Raw genomic sequence first — 17,943 nt, 5'->3', positions numbered from 1 at the left:
GAGGCATCAAAATCATGGATTTTAAAGAAAATGAAGCCATTTACCTGCAAATAGCCGGGTACGTGAGCGAGCTGATACTGCGGGGCAAGTGGCCGCCCGACAGCAAGATTCCGTCGGTGCGCGAGCTAGCCGGCGACCTGCAGGTGAACCCCAACACAGTGATGCGCACCTACGAGCTGCTGCAAAGCCAGGAAGTGCTGTATAACAAGCGGGGCATCGGCTTTTTTGTGGCCCCCGCGGCCGTGCAGCAAGTGCAGGCCGCCCGCCGCGAGCGGTTTCTGACGCAGGAATTGCCGGAGGTGTTTGGCACCATGCTGCTGCTCGGCATTGAACTGCCCGAGGTGCAACGCCGCTACGAAGAGTTCAAACACGCGCAACTACACCCCATTTCCCATGAAAACCAGTAACCAGTTATTTGCGGCGGGTGTGACGCTCTTGCTCGGCTCGCTTCTGACCTACAACCTGGCCCTGAGCGCCGAATACCGCACCGGCCACTACAAAAAGCCGTTTTACGGCTATACGGCGCTGCCCCTGACCAATTTTAGCGAAGTGGCCGTGCCCACGGCCACGCGCTTCAGCATCAAGGTGGTGCGCGGGCCCTATGCCGTGCACCTCAACGAAGGTGCCGCCAAGTACGTGCGCATCAGCCAGCAGGGCCAGCGCCTGACGGTGGCCCTGGCTTATCCCGACAAAGAAGAAGACCTGGGCAACCGCGAAACGGTCATCATCTCCTGCCCGGAGCTGCGGCGCTTCACCGCCGCTGTCCCTGCCACCGTGGCCGGCCGGCGCAAGGGAGCGGGCGGCCATGTGGTGCTGGAGAACCTGCTGCAGGACAGCCTGGCGGTGGATGCCGCGTCGGGGGTATCGGTGCAGGTGGTGGGCAGTGAGTTGGCGTATTTGCGGGTAAATGCGGCCAGCGGTACTGAACTTGGCCTCGAAAAAAACAACCGCATTCGGTCCGCGGACGTGGCCGTCGGCGACCGGGGCGTGCTCAATCAGGCGTGCGGCATCGAACATCCGCGCTACCGGTTTGCCGCCACGGCAACCGCGCATTTCGAAGGCGAGGCCGCGCAGGGGCTGGGCCCAACCGCGTCACGGTAGCCCCTGCGGCAGCGCCGTGCAACTGCCGCGTAAGTAGAGTGGGGTGTACCGCATTTAATTGACAAAAGGCCCGGCTCCCTCGCCGGGCCTTTTGTTTTTGCGTACAGCCAATGTCATAGCGCCGAAATCCATGCCGAAGAAATCCGTAGCTGAAATCATTGTTGATACCCTGCAGGCCGCCGGCGTCCGGCGCGTGTTTGGCGTGGTGGGCGACTCGCTCAATGGCATCACCGACACCATCCGGACCCGCGAGGGCATCGAGTTCATTGCCGTACGGCACGAGGAGGGAGGCGCCTTCGCGGCCGGCGCCGAAGCCCACCTCACCGGCGACCTAGCAGTGTGCGCCGGCTCCTGTGGGCCGGGCAATACCCACCTCATCAACGGCCTCTTCGACTGCCACCGCAGCCGCGTGCCGGTGCTGGCCCTGGCCGCCCAGATTCCGAGCGTGGAAATCGGCACCGGCTACTTTCAGGAAACGCACCCGGAGCGCATTTTCAAAGAGTGCAGCCATTTCTGCGAGTTGATTTCGACGCCGGAGCAGGCCGTGCGCACCATCGAAAGTGCCGTGGCGGCCGCCCTGGGCCAGCGTGGCGTGGCCGTGGTGGTGCTGCCCGGCGACGTGGCCTACCTCGAAACCGACGCGCCCGAGGTGCGCCTGCCCACCCTGGGCCACCACAGCACGGCCCGTCCCGCCGAGGCCGACATTCGACAAGCAGCGACGTTGCTGAATGCCGGCGAAAAAGTGGCCATTCTGGCCGGCATTGGCTGTGCGGGGGCGCACGCCGAGCTGCTGCTGGCGGCCGAGGCCCTGAAAGCGCCGGTGGTGCAGTCGTTGCGCGGCAAAGAGTTTGTGGAGCCCAACAACCCCTACGCCGTGGGCCTGACCGGCCTGCTGGGCATGCCCGCCGGCTACCACGCCCTCATGGACGCCGACACCATTCTGATGCTGGGCACCGACTTTCCCTACCGCCAGTTCTTCCCCGAAGATGCCCGGGTGGTGCAGGTCGACACCCGCCCCGAGCACATTGGCCGCCGCACCCGCGTGGAGATTGGCTTGGTGGGCGACGTGGCCGAAACCCTGCGTGCCCTGCTGCCGCACCTCACGCCGCGCGCCGATTCGGCACACTTGGAAGAAGCCCAGCAGCGCCACCGCGACGACCGCGCCCACCTTGCCGAACTGGCCACCGGCGAGGCCGGCGACACCAGCCTGCACCCGCAGCACGTGGCCCGCTTGCTGGATGAGCTGGCCGCCGAAAACGCCATTTTCACCTGCGACGTGGGCACGCCCACCATCTGGGCGGCCCGCTACCTGAGCATGAACGGCCAGCGCCGCCTCATCGGCTCCTTCGTGCACGGCAGCATGGCCAATGCGGTGTCGCAGGCCTACGGCGCGGCGTTGGTGGAGCCCGGCCGGCAGGTAATTGCCCTGTGCGGCGACGGCGGCGTGGCCATGCTGCTGAGCGAACTGCTGACCATTCGCCAGCACAAAATCCCCGTCAAAATCATCGTGTTTAACAACTCGGCCCTCAGCTTCGTGGAGCTGGAAATGAAAGCCGCCGGCCTGCTCGACTACGGTACCGCGCTCGATAACCCCGATTTTGGGGCCGTGGCCGAAGCGGCCGGTCTGAAAGGCTACCGCGTGCAGGACCCCGGCCAGCTTGAAGGCGTGCTGCGCGAGGCCCTGGCCCACGACGGGCCGGCGCTGGTCGACGCCGTGGTGAAGCGCCAGGAGCTGAGCATGCCGCCGAGCATCGACCGGAAGCAGGCGCAGGGCTTCGGGCTGTACGCGGTGCGGGCCCTGATGAACGGCCGCGGCAGCGAGCTGCTGGAGCTGGCCAAAACGAACTTGTTCCGCTAGCGGTTGTGTTGCAGAAATTCGCCCGGTTTGGCCCACCAACCCGCTTTTGAGCGTTAATTTGCCTTGCCGTGCCTTCTTCTGCAATGACCAACAAAGAAATTAAAGCCCTCATTTCGCTGCTCGACGACCCGGAAATCGCGCCCCAGATTCAGGACAAAATCCAGAACCTCGGCGAGAGCATCATTCCGTTTCTGGAAGAGTCGTGGGAAGAAACCCTCGACGGGCAGCAGCAGCAGCGGCTAGAGGATTTGATTCACCACCTGCAATTTGAGGGGCTGCAGCAGCGCCTGAAGGTGTGGCGCGAAGCCGGCGCCACCGACCTGCTGGAAGGCATGTGGCTGCTGAACACGTATCAATATCCCGATGCCGACCTGCAGGCCCTGAACCGCGCCATCGAGCAGCTCCGCTTCGAGGCCTGGACGGCCCTGCGCCCCGACATGCACCCCGCCGACCAGGTGCAAACCCTGAACTACATCATGTTCCGGGTGCACAAGTTCGCGGCCAACACCCAGCACTTTCACTCGCCGGCCAATTCCATGCTGCAGCGCGTGATTGAAACCAAGCGCGGCAACCCGCTCACGCTGTGCGTGATTTACCTGCTGGTGGCCCAGCGGCTCAACCTGCCGGTGTTTGGCGTGAACCTGCCCAACCTGTTCGTGCTCACCTTCCGCCCCGAACTCAAGGGCGCCGAGCCGTTCTACATCAACTGCTACAACCGCGGCCTCGTGCTCTCGCGCACCGACATCGAGCACTACGTGAGCCAGCTCAACATCTCCTCCAACCCGATGTTCTACGAGCCCTGCTCCAACATCGACATCGTGCGCCGCGCCCTGCGCAACCTGCAAATGAGCTTCGAGAAGCTGCAGGAACCCGTGAAAGCCGCCGAAGTGGCCGTGCTGCTGAGCATTCTGGAGTAGCAGCCAGACGTCTTGTCATTGCGAGCGCAGCGACGCAATCCGTCCTGTTCTCAGCGATAAGCCTAACTATGTGACAAACTCAAATAAAAGCCCCGGCACTGCGCAGTGCCGGGGCTTTTCACGTCTTAAAAGTGTCTGGTTTTGACAGGACGGATTGCTTCGTCGTGCCTTCTCGCAATGACAGGCGGCGCGGATGGCCCTCCCTTACCGCTTAATCAGGCAGCCAGCGGCGCGCTTGTCTTCCACGCCGGCGGGACGGCCGGCCAGCACGTTGTCGAGCACTTGTTTGAGGTAATACTGTTGCACGCTGCTGGCCACCTGGGGGTTGTCGTCGATGGCGCCGCGGTAGCGGATGGCGAAGCCGCCGGCCACCGGTTGCAGCACCACGGCCTCGGCGGTTTTGCTCACGCCGAGCAGGCTGGCCACTTGCTGGCTGGCGTCGGTGAGGGTGGGCAGCTCCACTTCGCCGGGCGCGGCGGTGCCGGGCGCGTCGAGGTTGATGGGCACGTTGATGAACAGAAACTGCACGCCCCGGCTGCGGTAGCTGCTGCTGAGCGAGGCCAGCCGTTCCTGGTAGAGGCGCGAAAAGGCACAGGCCGGGTTTAGAAATACCACCACCACGGCCTTGTCGTTGGCATAGCTCTTGAGGGACACGTCGGCGTTGGCGGCGGTTTTGAGGGTGAAATCGGCCACAGTGGGGCCGGTTTGGGCACGGGCCACGCCCACGGCCAGCGTCACGGCCAGCAGGGCCACGGCAGCGAGTATAGAAATTCGGCGGAAAGACATGGCAAACGGGTTAACGAAATCAAATGTAAGGGCCGGGGCCTACGCCGGCGACTCGTGGCAATACGTGAGCACGTAGCCCGGCGACGGTTGGGAATAGCAAATGCAGTGCCGCGTCTCAAAGTCGCTCAGTACCAGCGTAGCGGGGATGTGGCCGGCTGCGCGCGGCTCGAATTCGCCCAGCAAAAGCTGCGTTTTAAAAATGATGCCCCGCTGCGCGGCCAGCTTGTAGAGCGTCTCTTTGGCGCTCCAGAGCAGGGTGTAGTGGGTGCTGGCCTCGGCCGCAGTGGTGCAGGCGGCCTGGGCGGCGGCCCATTCGGCCGGGGCGAGGAATTTGCTGGCCAGCCGCTGGGCTTTGTCGCGAATTTCTTCGATGTCGACGCCCGCCCGGCCGCCCCGGGCCAGAATGGCGGCCACCCAGGCGCCCGAATGCGAGAGCGAAACGGTCAACTCGGCGCCGGGGCCGTCCAGCCAGGGCCGGCCGGTTGGGTCGTTGTGCACTTGCACTGCGGCGGCCACCGCCGGGGCGGCTTCGGCCAGCAGCCGGTGTATCAGCACCCGGCCGCCGAGCCATTGGGCCTGGCGCTTGCCGTCGGCGGTGGCGGGCAGCAGGGCGCGGTACGCCTCGGCCCGGGGCAGCAGCGGCCACAGGTCGGCGGGCGTTTCGCTGAGGCGCCACAGGCCCAGCAAGACGGTAGGGGAGAGGCGCTGGAGAGAGTGCAGGGGCATGGTGAGGAGAGGAGGCAAGGACGACGGAGCGGCCCTACTTCCAAACAAAGCTACCTTTGCAGGGCCCGTATGTCAGAAATTTTCCGTCCCCCCGTTGCCAAAATAGCCACCCTGGCCGGCCACCGCGACGCGGTGTACGCCCTCACGTTGGGCGGCGGCAGCACCATCTACTCGGGCAGCGCCGATGGCATGGTGGTGGCCTGGGACGCCGCCGAGCCCACGCGCGACGGCGAACTGCTGGCCCGCGTCGAAAACTCGGTGTACGCCCTGCGCCACCTGCCGCACCTCAACATGCTGGTGCTGGGGCACAATTTCCAAGGCATTCAGGCCATCGACCTGGCCGGGCGCAAGCTGGCGCACGCCACGGCCCTGCCCCCGGTGGCCATCTTCGAAATCGTGGTTTCGGAAAGCCGGCAGCGCCTATACGTGGCCCTCGGCGACGGCACGCTGGCCGTGCTGGCCCTGCCCGACTTTCGGCTGGGAAAACTCCTGCGCCTCGCCGACAAAAGCCTGCGCTGCCTGGCCCTACACGAAGGCCGCGGCGAGCTGGCCGTGGGCAGTTCCGATGCGCTCACCCGCATTCTGGACCTGGACTCGCTGGAAACCAAATTCACCCTGGGCGAAAGCACCAATTCGGTGTTTTCGGTGGCGTACTCGCCCGATGGCGCGCGGCTGCTCACGGCCGGGCGCGACGCCCAGATTCGCACCTGGGACGTGGCCGCCGGCTACGCGCTGGCCGGCACCGTGCCCGCCCACATGTACACCATCAACCACCTGGCCTTTAGCCCGGATGGCCAATTTCTGGCCTCCTGTAGCCTCGACAAGAGCATCAAGCTCTGGGACGCGGCCACCCTGACGCTGCTGCGCGTGCTCGACCGGGTGAGGTCGGCCGGGCACGGCACGTCGGTGAACCGGCTGGTTTGGCCGGGCAACCAAAACCGGCTAGTTTCGTGTAGCGACGACCGCAGCTTGGCGGTTTGGCAATTGGCAGTTGGCAGTTATCAGTGAACAGTTAGCAGAAAACCTGCTTCGCGTTCACGTTATTCTTCTGAATTGTTAACTGCTCACTGATAACTGTTAACTGAAAAATGAAAATCACCGCCCTCGATATCCGCCAGAAAACGTTTGAAAAATCCTTTCGCGGGGTTGACAAGGACGAGGTGCAAGCCTTCTTGAACACCATCTCGCAGCAGTGGGAGCGAATGGGCGACGAAAACCGCGAGCTGCGCCTCAAGCTGGAGCACGCCCAGCAGGACGTGCAGAAGATGCGCGAAGTAGAAAGCAGCCTCTACCGCACTCTGAAAACGGCCGAGGACACCAGCAACAACATCACCGAACAAGCCCAGCGCGACGCCGACCTCCGCATCCGCGAAGCCCAGTTTCAGGCCGAAACCATCCTCAACGACGCCCGCCAGCGGGCCCGCACAATAGTGGACGAGGCCTACCAGCAGGCCGAAAAAACGGTGGCCGACATGCAGCGCGAAGTGGGCGGCCTGGGCCAGGAGTGCCAGCGCCTGGAGCAGCAGCTCGACACCCTGGTGCGCGACCTGCACCACCTGGCTTCCGATGCCCTTGATAAGGTGGAAAAGGCCCGCAACCGGCCCAAGGGCGGCACGGCGGCCATCCTTTCCCGCGCCGCGCGCGTACACGTGGAGCGGCCCAAAGAACCGGCCGCCGACGCCACTCCTGAGCCCACGCCCGCCATGCAAGTCACTTCCGCCTCCTCCGTTTCTTCCGCTGCTGCCGTAGCTGCGGCCACGCCAGCCGCCTTCGCGCCCAACGCCCGCAGCCGCTCCCAGGAGCAGCTGGAGCAGGCTGCCCAGCCCACCGGCTACAACCCCAAGCCCGGCCAGCAGCCCGACCCGGGCACGGCCCCGCATCCCGACATTGAGCGCCCCAACGCGCCCGCCGAAAACCCCGGCATTTCGCCTGCACCCAACATCGAGCAGCCCGCGCCCTCGCAGGTGCCCCAGCCCGGCGCCCCGCGCGTGGAACCCACCGCCCCCGACATTCGTCCCGTTGGCCCCGACCGGCCCGAAATCACCCAGCCCCAGCCCATGACGCACCCCGGCATGGCCGCGGCTGCCCCCGCCACCGCCGAAGCCCCTGTAACGGCCGAAGCTGCGGTGGCAGAAAAGTCTTTCTTCGACGAAATCTAGCCTGCTACTTGGCCGCGCCGAAGTTCGTTTTGCGCGAGGTTTTCGGATGTAGTATTGCTGAGGTTTGCTGAACAGCCCGTCCGAAAGGACGGGCTTTCTTTTTTGTGGCGGACCTTTGCCGTGCCGCATGGCTGATTTGCCTGCGGCGCGGTACCTCACCCCACCACCACACCCCTCATCACATGGGCCAGATTGCACTTGAAGGCATGGAGTTCTTTGCCTTCCACGGGTACTACGACGAGGAGCAGAAAATCGGCAATAAGTACGGCGTCGACCTCTACATCAGCACCAACCTGCTGGCGGCCGGCGCTTCCGACAAGCTGCAGCAAACCGTGAACTACGAAGTGCTTTACCGCCTGGTGGCCGAAGAAATGCGGGCCCCCGCCCGGCTGCTGGAACACGTAGCCCACCGCGTGCTCGACCGCATCATGGCCGAGCTGCCGCACGTGCGCAAAGTGAAGGTGAGCGTGAGCAAGTTTAACCCGCCGTTGGGCGGCATTTGCCACCGCGCCCGCGTCACGCTGGCCAAGCGGCGCCCGGCAGCCGGCCCGGCCGAATAGCCACAGGGCGCATTGCTCGTACTCAGTTTGCCCCCTAAAGATGAAAAAAATTAACGTCTTGTTTTATAAGGCGTTAATAGTATTTTGGGTTGTTGTACGAATTATTTCGTAGGTATTGCTTGCAACTACGAAGCTATTCGTAACACCTTTGCTTTATCCTACGAAATAATTCGTAGTAACCTCACGTTTCAGCAGCATGAGCAAAGCCCCGCCCCCCAAACCTACGGATTCCGAACTGGAAATCCTGCACGTGCTCTGGCAGCACGGGCCCGCCACCGTGCGCGCCATCAACGACAGCCTCAGCCAGCGCCGCCAGGCGGAAGTGGGCTACACCACCACGCTCAAAATCCTGCAGCTGATGCTGGAAAAAGGCTTGGTGCGGCGCGACGACGCCGACCGCAGCCACGTGTACCGGGCCGCGGTGCGCGAGCAGGAAACCCAGGGCTTGCTCCTCGATAAGTTCGTGGACGCGGCCTTTGGCGGCTCGGCCCTGAAGCTGGTGATGCAGGCCCTGGGCAGCCGCCAGACGTCGGCCGACGAACTGGCTCAGATTCGCCGCCTGCTCAACGACATTGAAATCCAAAATTCCACCCCTAACCCCGACGACGATGACCGCGCTTGAGAATTTCGTTTCGCCCGCGCTGACGCGGGCCTTGGGCTGGACGCTGCTGCACTCGCTGTGGCAGGGGGCGCTGGTGGCGGCCGTGCTGGCCGGCGCGCTCCTGCTGCTGCGCCGCCAGCGGGCCGAGGTGCGCTACGCGGCCTCGGCCGGAGCCTTGGGCATGATGGTGGCGCTGGCCGGCATCACGTTTGGGCTGTATTTCCGGGCCGATTCGGTGAAGGGCGAAAAGGGCTGGCCCGCCGCGGTGCAGGTTTCGCAGTTGCCCTTGCGGCAGGCAGAAGCCCCAACCTGGGTAAGCGCAGCCACGGCTGCTCCACGGCCGATTGTGGAAGCCGGCGCCCGCAGCACGGCGCCCGCGGCCGGCCCACAGGCGGCCGCAGATGTGGCCCCGGCGGTTTCGGCGAATTGGCTGCTGGCTGGGCTGCGCTATTTTGACAAGCACCTGCCGCTGCTGGTGGTGGGCTGGCTGCTGGGCCTGCTGGCCATGAGCCTGCGCATGCTGGGCGGCCTGCTGTATGTGCAGCGCCTGAAGCGCTACCGGGTGCGGGCCGTGAGCGCGGCCTGGCACGAGCGGCTGGCCGCCATTTCGGCCCGTAGCGGCCTGCGGCGGCCGGTGGCGCTGCTAGAATCGGCGCTGGTGCAGGTGCCGCTGGTGGTGGGCCACGTGCGCCCCGTGATACTGCTGCCGCTGGGTGCGGTGGCGGGCCTGTCGGTGGCGCATTTGGAAGCCATTCTGGCCCATGAGCTGGCGCACGTGCTGCGCCGCGACTACCTCGTGAACCTGTTGCAAACGGTGGCCGAAGCGCTGTTTTTCTACCACCCGGCGGTGTGGTTTATGGGCAGGTGCGTGCGCACTGAGCGCGAAAACTGCTGCGACGACGCGGCCACGGCCCTGTGCGGCGGCGATTCGCTGCGGCTGGCCCGCGCCCTCACGGCCCTGGCCGAATGGAGCCAGAGCGCCGTGGTGCCCACCGCGCCGCGCCTGGCGCTGGCGGCCATGAGCGGCCGGGGCGCCCTGCTCAACCGGGTGCGCCGCCTGGTGCAGCGCCGCCCGGCCGCGCCCACGTTGGCCGAGGGCTTCATGGCCGGGGCACTGGTGCTGGGTGGCCTGGGGCTGCTGGGCAGCAGCGTGGCCCTGGCCGGCCCATTGGCCCGGCCCGCCGCTTCGGTGGCCGATTGGCAGACCGGCCCCGCCGCGCCCCGAGCCGCCGCCGCCGACACCACCAAGCGCGTGAAAAACACCGCTACCACGACAACGACCACCACGGCCACCGTGAACCAGCCGACGGAGGAGCGCCGCGAAATCACCGTGAACCGGAACGTCGACGCTTCCGACCAGGACCGGCCGCGGCCCCGCCGCCGGGACCGCCGCGCCAGCCGCAGCCTGCCGCCCTTCGCCCCGCTGCCGTACGTTGGCAATCCCGGCACGGTGGTCATCACCAAAGACAAAAAAGGCCGGGTGACCGACCTCGTGGTGAACGGCCAGCGCATCGAAACCGAAACCGGCAAGAGCAAACTCAAAATCAAGGCCAAGCAGGACCGCGACGGCCAGGACCAGTTGGTGCAGATTGTGCCGATGCCGACGGCGCCCGACGCGCGGGTCTTCGTGTACCGCAGCGACGCCGATGCCCAGCGGCGGCTGTTCGAGCGCAGCGCCGGGGCCGGCGAAACCTTTCGGTACCAGATGCAGGAACTGGAGCCCCTGCGCAACCAGTCGTTTCAGCCGCTGACGCTGAACGGCAGCCGGAGCTTCCAGCGGTTGAAGCTGGCCCCCGGCGGCTCGCTGAGCCGCGTCTACCGCCTGCAGCCGGGCACGGCGCAGGGCCCGCTGCAAGACGGCGAGGGCCAGCGCGAAGCCCTGCGCAGCGCCGAGCGCGCCCTGCGCGACGCCAGCACCGCCAAGGGCCTGAGCGCCGAGCAGCGCAAGCGCATCAACCAGGGCCTGAGCAAGGTGCAGGCCCAGCTCCGGCAGCTCGACGAGGCTTCTTCGACCCGCCGCCTGCGCCTGAGCGGGGCCGACGACCAGGAGATGGCCCAGCAGCTGCGTGACCGCGAGCAGGAGCTGCAGGACCAGCAAATGGCCTTGGTGGACCGGCAACGGGAAAAGCATGACCGGCAGCAGGAGATACTCGACCGCCAGGAAGACGAGCGGGTGCGCCGCGAGGAAGCGCGCGAGCGCATTTGGGAAGAAAAAAGGGAGCGCGCTGACCGGGAACGGGAGCGGGCCGACCGCCGCCGCGAGCAGGACGACGCCCTGGTGGACCAGCTGCTGAAAGATGGCCTGATTAAGGACCGGGAAAATTTTCAGCTTCGGCTCACGGCCAGCAGCCTCACCGTGAACGGCAAAGAGCAGCCGCAAAAGGTGTTTCAGAAATACCTGAAGCTGTACGAAGCCACCCACCCCGGCCGCAAAATGGGCCCCACCGGGTCGATGACCATCAACCGCAACGGCAGCCAGTCGACGTTCCGCGACAGCGACGGCTCGCGGCCACCCCGGCCGCCGCGCCCGCCCCGCGCGCCGCAGGCCCCCGGCGCGATGATGGCGCCGCCGGCTCCGATGGCGCCGCCGGCACCCATGTCGCCCCCGCCGCCGCCCCCGCCGCCCCGCGTCGATTCGGAGGCGTTGCGAAGCGAGCTGCGCAAAGACGGCCTGATTGGCGCCGACGACAAGAGTTTCCAGCTGCAGCTCAACGCGTCGGGCCTCACGGTGAACGGCAAAAAGCAGCCGGACGACGTGGCCGCCAAGTACCGCAAGCTGATGGGCGCCCGCGAAGGCAGCAACTACAACATGGGCATTTCGCTTGACTAAGTAGCTCAGGGCTATTTAGACGCAACAAGGGCCGGCTTCCCGCGGGGAAGCCGGCCCTTGTTGCGTCCGAGCCGGGCCGAAGCTCAAGGAGCAACATTTTCTGCGCTACAAGCAACTATTTGGCCCTGGCGGCATCTGTTGGCCTCTTCGCAAGTATTTTTTTTAGAGAAACGGGTTTATGTGCCGCTTTTTATTGGTGTTTTGGGGAATGATGTTGGGAATGGGCGTAGCCCGGGGACAGGCCCCCGCCGCGCCGGCTGCCAGTGGGGCGACAGCCCCTGCCCCCAAACGCCAGCTGCAGGCCGTGCGCATCAGCGCGGCGCCCAAGCTCGACGGCGTGCTCGACGAGGCCGTGTGGCAGTCGGCGCCCGTGGCCACGCAGTTTACCGAGCTGGAGCCCACGCCGGGCCGCCCCGAAAAATACCCCACCGAGGTGCGCGTGCTCTACGACGACAACGCCATTTACGTGGGCGCCACGATGCACGACATGGCGCAGGACTCGATTTTGCGCGAGCTCAGCAACCGCGACAACATCGGCAATTCGGACTGGTTCGGGGTGTTTGTGGATACGTATAACGACCACCTCAACGGCTACGAGTTCATCGTGACGTCGGGCGGGGTGCAGGTTGACATGCGCCAGTCGCCGGCCAACGGCGAAGACGGCAGCTGGAACGCCGTGTGGGACTCGCGCACGGCCCTGCACGGCACCGACTGGGTGGCCGAGCTGCGCATTCCGTACTCCGCCATTCGCTTCAGCAAAGCCCCGGAGCAGGTGTGGGGGCTCAACTTTGGGCGGCAGCGGCGGGCCAGCCGGCAGAAGTTTTTCTGGAACGAAGTGAAGCCGCAGGTGAGTGGCTTCGTGAACCAGTGGGGCGAGCTGACCGGGCTGAAGGACCTCAAGCCGCCGCTGCGCCTCTCGCTCACGCCTTACGTGAGCACCTACCTCAACCATTACCCCTTCAACGAACAGGGCAAGCAGAACACTACCACCAGCTTCAACGGCGGCGCCGACGTGAAGTGGGGCATCAACGAGAGCTTCACACTCGATGCCACGCTGGTGCCGGACTTCGGGCAGGTGCAGAGCGACAACCAAGTGCTCAACCTCTCGCCCTTCGAAGTGCAATACAACGAAAACCGGGCGTTTTTCACCGAAGGCACCGAGCTGTTTAACAAAGGCAACCTGTTTTATTCCCGAAGGGTGGGGGCCACGCCCATTGGCTTTGGCGGCGTGAGCGGGCAATTGCGCACCGGTGCCCGGCAGTTCGACGGCAGCCGCACGGGCGGCGAATTCGTTGTGCAGAACCCGGGCGTGACGCGCCTGCTCAATGCCACCAAGGTATCGGGCCGTACCAGCAAGGGGCTGGGCATTGGGGTGTTCAACGCCATCAGCAACGACGTGTACGCCACGGTGCAGGACAGCACCAGCGGCGCCCGCCGCGACGTGCTGACCCAGCCGTTTTCGAACTACAACATTGTGGTGCTCGACCAGAGCCTGAAGAACAACTCCTACGTCTCGCTCATCAACACCAACGTGACGCGCGCCGGCCAGACCTACGACGCCAACGTGACCAGTGCCCTGTTTCGCCTTGCCAACCAGAAGAATACCTACGCCGTGAACGGAGGCGTGGTGTATTCGAACCGCCGCGGCCAGGTATTCGGCCGCAACGAGGAAGTAGCTGACCGCGACGGCTACAAATACTACGTGGGCTTCAACAAAATCTCGGGCAACTTCACCTGGGGCGCCGACCACGGCATCGAGTCGCACAGTTACAACCCCAACGACCTGGGCCTGCTCTTCGGCAACAACAACATCTCGCAGAGCCTCTACGCCAACTACCGCATCTACAAGCCGTTTTGGAAGGTGAACCGGCTGAACACCTACGCCAACCTGAGCTACTCGCTGCTGGAGCGCCCCGCGCTGTATCAGGACCTGGGATTTTACGCGGGCGGCAACACCACGTTTACCAAGAATTTTCTCAGCGTGGGGGTCGATTTTTCGGCCATCCCTACCACCCGCGACTACTACGACCCGCGCCGTGCGCCGCTGGGCCGCTACTACGTGCGCAAGCCGGCCAACACCGGCCTGAGCGGCTTCATCTCGTCCGACTATCGCAAGAAATTCGCCTACGACATCAGCGGCGGCGTGCGGCTGTTTGCCGCCGACGGCGACCGCACCGGCCGCTACTCCATGTCGCTCACGCTGAGCCCGCGCTACCGCGTGAGCAACCAGCTCAGCTTCATCTACGCGCTGAGCATGGAGCGCAACCAGAACCAGATTGGCTACGCCGGCGGCCTCGACGGCAGCCTGCCCTACGACAACGGCTTCCTCACCAGCTTCGGCGGCGCCGATGCCGACGTGCTGCTGGGCCGCCGCCACGTCACCACCTTCACCAACACGGCCTCCGGCACCTACACCTTCACCAACCGCATGTCGTTCAACATCCGGCTGCGGCACTACGTGAGCAACGTGCACTACCGCGACTTCACGCGCCTGCATCCCGATGGTGTCGAAACGGCCGAGCCCGCCTACCAGCGCAACCGCGACAACACCTTCAACGCCTTCAACATCGACGCCGTGTACTCGTGGTGGTTTGCGCCGGGCTCGCAGGTGAGCATCGTCTGGAAAAACGCCAGCGCGTCTTTCTTCGAAGCCAACGCCGCCACGCCGCTCTACTTCGACAACCTGAGCAACACCATCAACACGCCGCACAACAACAACGTGTCGGTGAAGGTGCTGTATTACCTCGACTACCTGGCCCTGCGGCCCCGGCGCGGGTAAGCCGCGGGCGGAGGCGCGGGGTAGCTCCGGCAGTGCAGGGCGTTATTTCAGCGTCGTCATTTTATCCGCCAGCTTCACGGCTTCGTAGAGGTTCACGATGCCGCCGGTGCGCGAGAGCGTGGCAAAATCGACCAGCTGCTTGGTGCCGGGCCTGTACACCTGCGTGTGGTACGGCACCGCCGATTGCAGGATAATCTGCTTGAGCTGCAGGGCCGTGAGCTGCGGAAAGTAGGCCTTGAGCACCGCCGCCACCCCAGCCACCACCGGCGCCGCCATGCTCGTGCCGCTGAACGTGGAGTAGGTGTTGGCCGGGGTGGCGGAGTAGATGTCCACGCCCGGCGCAAACAAATCCACCGTCTGCTGGCCATAGTTGGAGAACGTGGCCGTCAGGGCCGGGGTATTGAGGCGGCTGCTGGCGCCCACGGTCAACTGGTTCGGAATGTCCTGGCCGTTGAGGTAGCGGTAGGAGGGGAAGTTCTGCTCCTTGTCGGTGTTGAGGCTGCTGTTGCCGGCGGCGTGCACCAGCAGCACGCCCTTCTGGTCGGCGTACTGCATGGCCGCGTCCACCAGCTCCTTGTTCGGCGAAAAGTCTTTGCCGAAGCTCATGCTGATAATCTGGGCGCCGTTGTCGACGGCGTAGCGAATGGCGTTGGCCACGTCCTTGTCGCGCTCGTCGCCGCTGGGCGTGGAGCGCACGCTCATGATGCGCACCGTGGCCGGAGCCACGCCGTCGGCCCCGAGCTGGTTGCCGCGCACCCCCGCAATGATGCCCGCGCAGTGCGTGCCGTGGCTGGCGTCGGGCCCCTGCGAGTCGGGGTTGCCGTAGCCGGTTTCGGTGAGGTTGGTCACGTCGTCGCCCACCAGCGGGCGCGGGTTGTAGGCGGGGTTGAGGCTTTTTTCGACGCGGTTGCGCGAGCGGTTTAGGGCCTCTTCCAGCGCCTTCAGCTCCTCGTCGGTGCTGCCGAAATGGGTGCGGCGCAGGTACGCGTACAACGACTTGGCGCTCGGCACATCGGGCCGCGAAACCATGGCCTGCCGCAGTACGGCCGTGTCGAGCACCGCCACGTTCAGGGCCTGCTTGACCTTGCCAAACGAAAACGTGTTGCTGGCAAAGGCCTCCTTCAGGTAAGCCAACTCCTTGTTCTCGGCGTCCACCGCTTTCTCAAAGGCCTTCTTGGCCCGTTGGTACTGGTCGAATTTCGCCTGGTCTTCGGGCGAGAGCTTTTTGCGTTTGGCGCCTTCAAACTGCGCCCGGTCCTGCGCCACGATGCGCGTTTGTTCCAGCGTTTCCACGGCAATGTTCTGCCCGTCTTTGCCGCCCAGGAAGTTCCAGCCGCGCACGTCGTCCACGTAGCCGTTTTTGTCGTCGTCGAGGCCGTTGCCGGCTACTTCGGAGGGCTTGCGCCACAAGATGGGCTTCAGGTCCTGGTGGGTCGAGTCGATGCCCGAGTCGATAACGGCCACGAGCACCGGCGCGGGGGTGCGGGTGGCCAGCAGCTCCCGGTAGGCGCGGTCGGCGCTGATGCCCGGCACGCCGTCGGCCTGCAGGTCGAGGTGCTGCCAGCGGCGCCCGGCTTCGCCGGTTTGGGCGCGGCTGCCGAAGGCCGTGAACGTGAGCAGGCCCAGCAGGGCCAAACGAGGATAAGGCGAACGAGCAGCAAACGCCATAAAAACCAAAACGTGAAACGTGAAAAAGAAAAACCGGGCCGATACTACGACGCGGCGAAGCTATTTGAAAACCACCACTTCGGCGGCCCCAAAAAATAGCGGGCAAGGCAACCGCCCCACCACCGCCCGCATCTTCCCTGCAAGGCCGCCGAGCTAATTCTGCATGAAAATGGTGGGCCTTGCCACAAAACTCTCCCTCTGCGGCCGGAAGCGGACAAGTGCCCGGAAGCGGACAGATTTTTAGCGGCTGAACATGCGAAGTGTTTGTTTATTTTAGTGATTATCAAATAATTATGCGTTTGGCACGCAAATAGAATCACTCTCAATACCCTTGGGCAGCAGTTGCTCAAAACCGGACAAGAGCCACTGCTGGCGCCGGCTTCCCAGGGGCGGTCCTTCGCTTCCTTCTCAACCCTTTTTTCTGCAAAAACCATGAAATTCCTCTCCAACCTCCGCCCCGCACAATTTGCCACCCAGGTTTCGGCCGCTGCCCAAGGCGCTCGTCCCGTACTCCTTGGCGCGATGGTCCTGTTCGGCCTGGCCCGTCCCGCCCACGCCCAAACGCTGGCCCAGGAGCCGGTGCAGGTGAGCCAGCCCGACAGCGAAAGCCTGCGCGTCCGCATCAACAACCCCGCACTAAAGACCATCGTGCTGCGCGTGGTGCACCTCGACAACGGCCGCTGGGTGCTGAACGAGTCCCACCGGGTGCCTGCCTACGGCACGCGCTTGCGCTTCAATGATTTGCCCACGGGCCGCTACGCCGTGATGATGCAGGTGGGCCCCGAGCGCTACCGCTACACCGTGGACGTGGACGGCAAAACGCCCGGCGCCTCCACCATCGCCGTGCGCGAGCTCACCACGCGCCGCGTCGAAAACGTGGTGGCTAGCGCGGGGATGTAGCCCCGGCCGTGCCCGTCAGGTCCAGCAGTTGAGTGGCCGCCGCGAAGGGCGTAATCCTTCCGGCGGCCACGTCCTGTTGCAGGGCCGGTAGGCGGGCATGCACGGCGGCATCGGCATAAAAGCGCGCTTCCAGCTCCTGCACGATGCTTTGGTGCAGCCACTGCAGCTGCTGTTGCTGGCGGCGCTGCTCAAAGTAGCCCGACTGCTGCGTGGCCGCGGCGTAGCCTTCGATGGCCTGCCACACCTCGGCCAGCCCCGTGCCGCTCACCGCCGACGTGAGCAGCACCGGCGGCACCTGCCCCGAGGGCGCCGCCGGAAACAGGTGCAGTGCGCTCTGGTAATCGACTTTGGCGCGGCGAGCGGCTTGCTCGTTGCCTTGGTCGGCTTTGGTGATGCACAGGGCGTCGGCCATTTCCATGATGCCGCGCTTCATGCCCTGCAGCTCGTCGCCGGCGCCGGCCAGCAGCAGCAGCAGGAAGAAGTCGACCATGCCGTGCACGGCGGTTTCGGACTGGCCCACGCCCACGGTCTCGACAAAAATGACGTCGTGGCCGGCGGCTTCGCACAGCAGCATGGCCTCGCGGGTGGCGCGGGCCACGCCGCCCAGGCTGCGCCCGGCCGGGGAGGGCCGAATGAAGGCCGCCGCCTGCGCCGCCAGCCAGGGCATGCGGGTTTTGTCGCCCAAGATGCTGCCGCCGCCGCGCTGGCTGCTGGGGTCTACGGCCAGCACGGCCAGCTTCTTGCCCCGGCTTTCGACCAGATAGCGGCCCAGGGCCTCAATGAAGGTGCTTTTACCGACGCCGGGCACGCCCGTGATGCCCACGCGCAGGCTGCGGCCGGTGTGCGGCAGCAGGGCCTGCAGCACCTCCTGGCCCAGGCGCTGGTCGGCGGGCAAGGTGCTTTCGACCAGCGTGATGGCGCGGCCCAGCACGGTGCGGGAGCCGGCCCGGATGCCGGCGGCGTATTCGGCGGCGGAAAGACGTTTGGGAAGCAAAATATTGACGGGTAGGCGCTAGCTTGCGCAGGCAAAGAACGGACGTTTCGGCAGTCTGCGCTAG

The 17,943-nt window shown here is 65.2% G+C and carries 15 protein-coding genes; 11 read left to right on the top strand and 4 right to left on the bottom strand.

Going from position 1 to position 17,943, the window contains the following annotated elements; genetic code table 11:
• The first annotated feature begins 14 nt into the window (after positions 1-14).
• From IC234_RS18995 to IC234_RS18980, 4 genes are all read left to right on the top strand, one after another.
• Positions 15-407: a GntR family transcriptional regulator gene (locus IC234_RS18995; protein WP_190927763.1), complete on the top strand. Its 393-nt coding sequence runs from the start codon at positions 15-17 to the stop codon at positions 405-407.
• Positions 394-1,101 (top strand): hypothetical protein, encoded by a 708-nt coding sequence (locus IC234_RS18990; protein WP_190927761.1) that lies wholly within the window; start codon positions 394-396, stop codon positions 1,099-1,101. Before IC234_RS18995 ends, IC234_RS18990 begins: the two co-directional genes overlap by 14 nt.
• A 130-nt stretch (positions 1,102-1,231) precedes the next feature.
• Positions 1,232-2,959, top strand: coding sequence for a ubiquinone-dependent pyruvate dehydrogenase (gene poxB, locus IC234_RS18985; RefSeq protein WP_190927759.1), 1,728 nt, complete (start codon positions 1,232-1,234; stop codon positions 2,957-2,959).
• A gap of 83 nt (positions 2,960-3,042) precedes the next feature.
• Entirely contained in the window at positions 3,043-3,876 is an 834-nt protein-coding gene (locus IC234_RS18980; protein ID WP_190927757.1) for a transglutaminase-like domain-containing protein, read from the top strand.
• 204 nt (positions 3,877-4,080) lie between these two features.
• On the opposite strand, the gene IC234_RS18975 is transcribed toward IC234_RS18980, so the two are convergent.
• Together IC234_RS18975 and IC234_RS18970 are read right to left on the bottom strand one after the other, a co-directional pair.
• The gene (locus IC234_RS18975; protein ID WP_190927754.1) at positions 4,081-4,662 is read right to left on the bottom strand and encodes a redoxin domain-containing protein; all 582 of its coding nucleotides are present in this window, start codon (positions 4,660-4,662) and stop codon (positions 4,081-4,083) included.
• Between the two features lie 39 nt (positions 4,663-4,701).
• Positions 4,702-5,388, bottom strand: a complete 687-nt coding sequence (locus IC234_RS18970) for a 4'-phosphopantetheinyl transferase family protein (protein WP_190927752.1) — start codon at positions 5,386-5,388, stop codon at positions 4,702-4,704.
• A gap of 69 nt (positions 5,389-5,457) precedes the next feature.
• On the opposite strand from IC234_RS18970, the gene IC234_RS18965 reads away from it, so the two are divergent.
• From IC234_RS18965 to IC234_RS18940, 6 genes are all read left to right on the top strand, one after another.
• Entirely contained in the window at positions 5,458-6,396 is a 939-nt protein-coding gene (locus IC234_RS18965) for a WD40 repeat domain-containing protein (RefSeq protein ID WP_190927750.1), read from the top strand.
• Between the two features lie 80 nt (positions 6,397-6,476).
• The gene (locus IC234_RS18960; protein ID WP_190927747.1) at positions 6,477-7,547 is read left to right on the top strand and encodes a DivIVA domain-containing protein; all 1,071 of its coding nucleotides are present in this window, start codon (positions 6,477-6,479) and stop codon (positions 7,545-7,547) included.
• Positions 7,548-7,729: 182 nt separating this feature from the next.
• Entirely contained in the window at positions 7,730-8,107 is a 378-nt protein-coding gene (gene folB / locus IC234_RS18955) for a dihydroneopterin aldolase (protein ID WP_190927745.1), read from the top strand.
• Positions 8,108-8,303: 196 nt separating this feature from the next.
• Positions 8,304-8,729 (top strand): BlaI/MecI/CopY family transcriptional regulator, encoded by a 426-nt coding sequence (locus IC234_RS18950; RefSeq protein WP_190927743.1) that lies wholly within the window; start codon positions 8,304-8,306, stop codon positions 8,727-8,729.
• Positions 8,716-11,538 (top strand): M56 family metallopeptidase, encoded by a 2,823-nt coding sequence (locus IC234_RS21935; RefSeq protein WP_223827781.1) that lies wholly within the window; start codon positions 8,716-8,718, stop codon positions 11,536-11,538. The genes IC234_RS18950 and IC234_RS21935 overlap by 14 nt, the downstream gene beginning before the upstream one ends.
• A 208-nt stretch (positions 11,539-11,746) precedes the next feature.
• Positions 11,747-14,317, top strand: coding sequence for a DUF5916 domain-containing protein (locus IC234_RS18940; RefSeq protein WP_190927740.1), 2,571 nt, complete (start codon positions 11,747-11,749; stop codon positions 14,315-14,317).
• 42 nt (positions 14,318-14,359) lie between these two features.
• On the opposite strand, the gene IC234_RS18935 is transcribed toward IC234_RS18940, so the two are convergent.
• A complete protein-coding gene (locus IC234_RS18935; protein ID WP_190927738.1) occupies positions 14,360-15,985 on the bottom strand; it encodes a S8 family serine peptidase in 1,626 nt (541 codons plus the stop codon).
• Positions 15,986-16,417: 432 nt separating this feature from the next.
• On the opposite strand from IC234_RS18935, the gene IC234_RS18930 reads away from it, so the two are divergent.
• Positions 16,418-16,885 carry a hypothetical protein gene (locus IC234_RS18930; RefSeq protein WP_190927736.1) on the top strand — a complete coding sequence of 156 codons (468 nt, stop codon included), beginning with the start codon at positions 16,418-16,420 and terminating at the stop codon, positions 16,883-16,885.
• On the opposite strand, the gene meaB is transcribed toward IC234_RS18930, so the two are convergent.
• On the bottom strand, positions 16,869-17,882 hold the full coding sequence (gene meaB, locus IC234_RS18925) for a methylmalonyl Co-A mutase-associated GTPase MeaB (RefSeq protein WP_394354895.1): 1,014 nt from the start codon (positions 17,880-17,882) through the stop codon (positions 16,869-16,871). The genes IC234_RS18930 and meaB overlap by 17 nt on opposite strands.
• Positions 17,883-17,943: the final 61 nt, after the last annotated feature.

Origin of the sequence: Hymenobacter armeniacus, assembly GCF_014699055.1 — a bacterium.
GTDB classification, from domain to species: Bacteria; Bacteroidota; Bacteroidia; order Cytophagales; family Hymenobacteraceae; genus Hymenobacter; species Hymenobacter armeniacus.
Note: the sequence above shows the minus strand (reverse complement) of the source record. Positions and strands in the feature narration are given on the sequence as shown.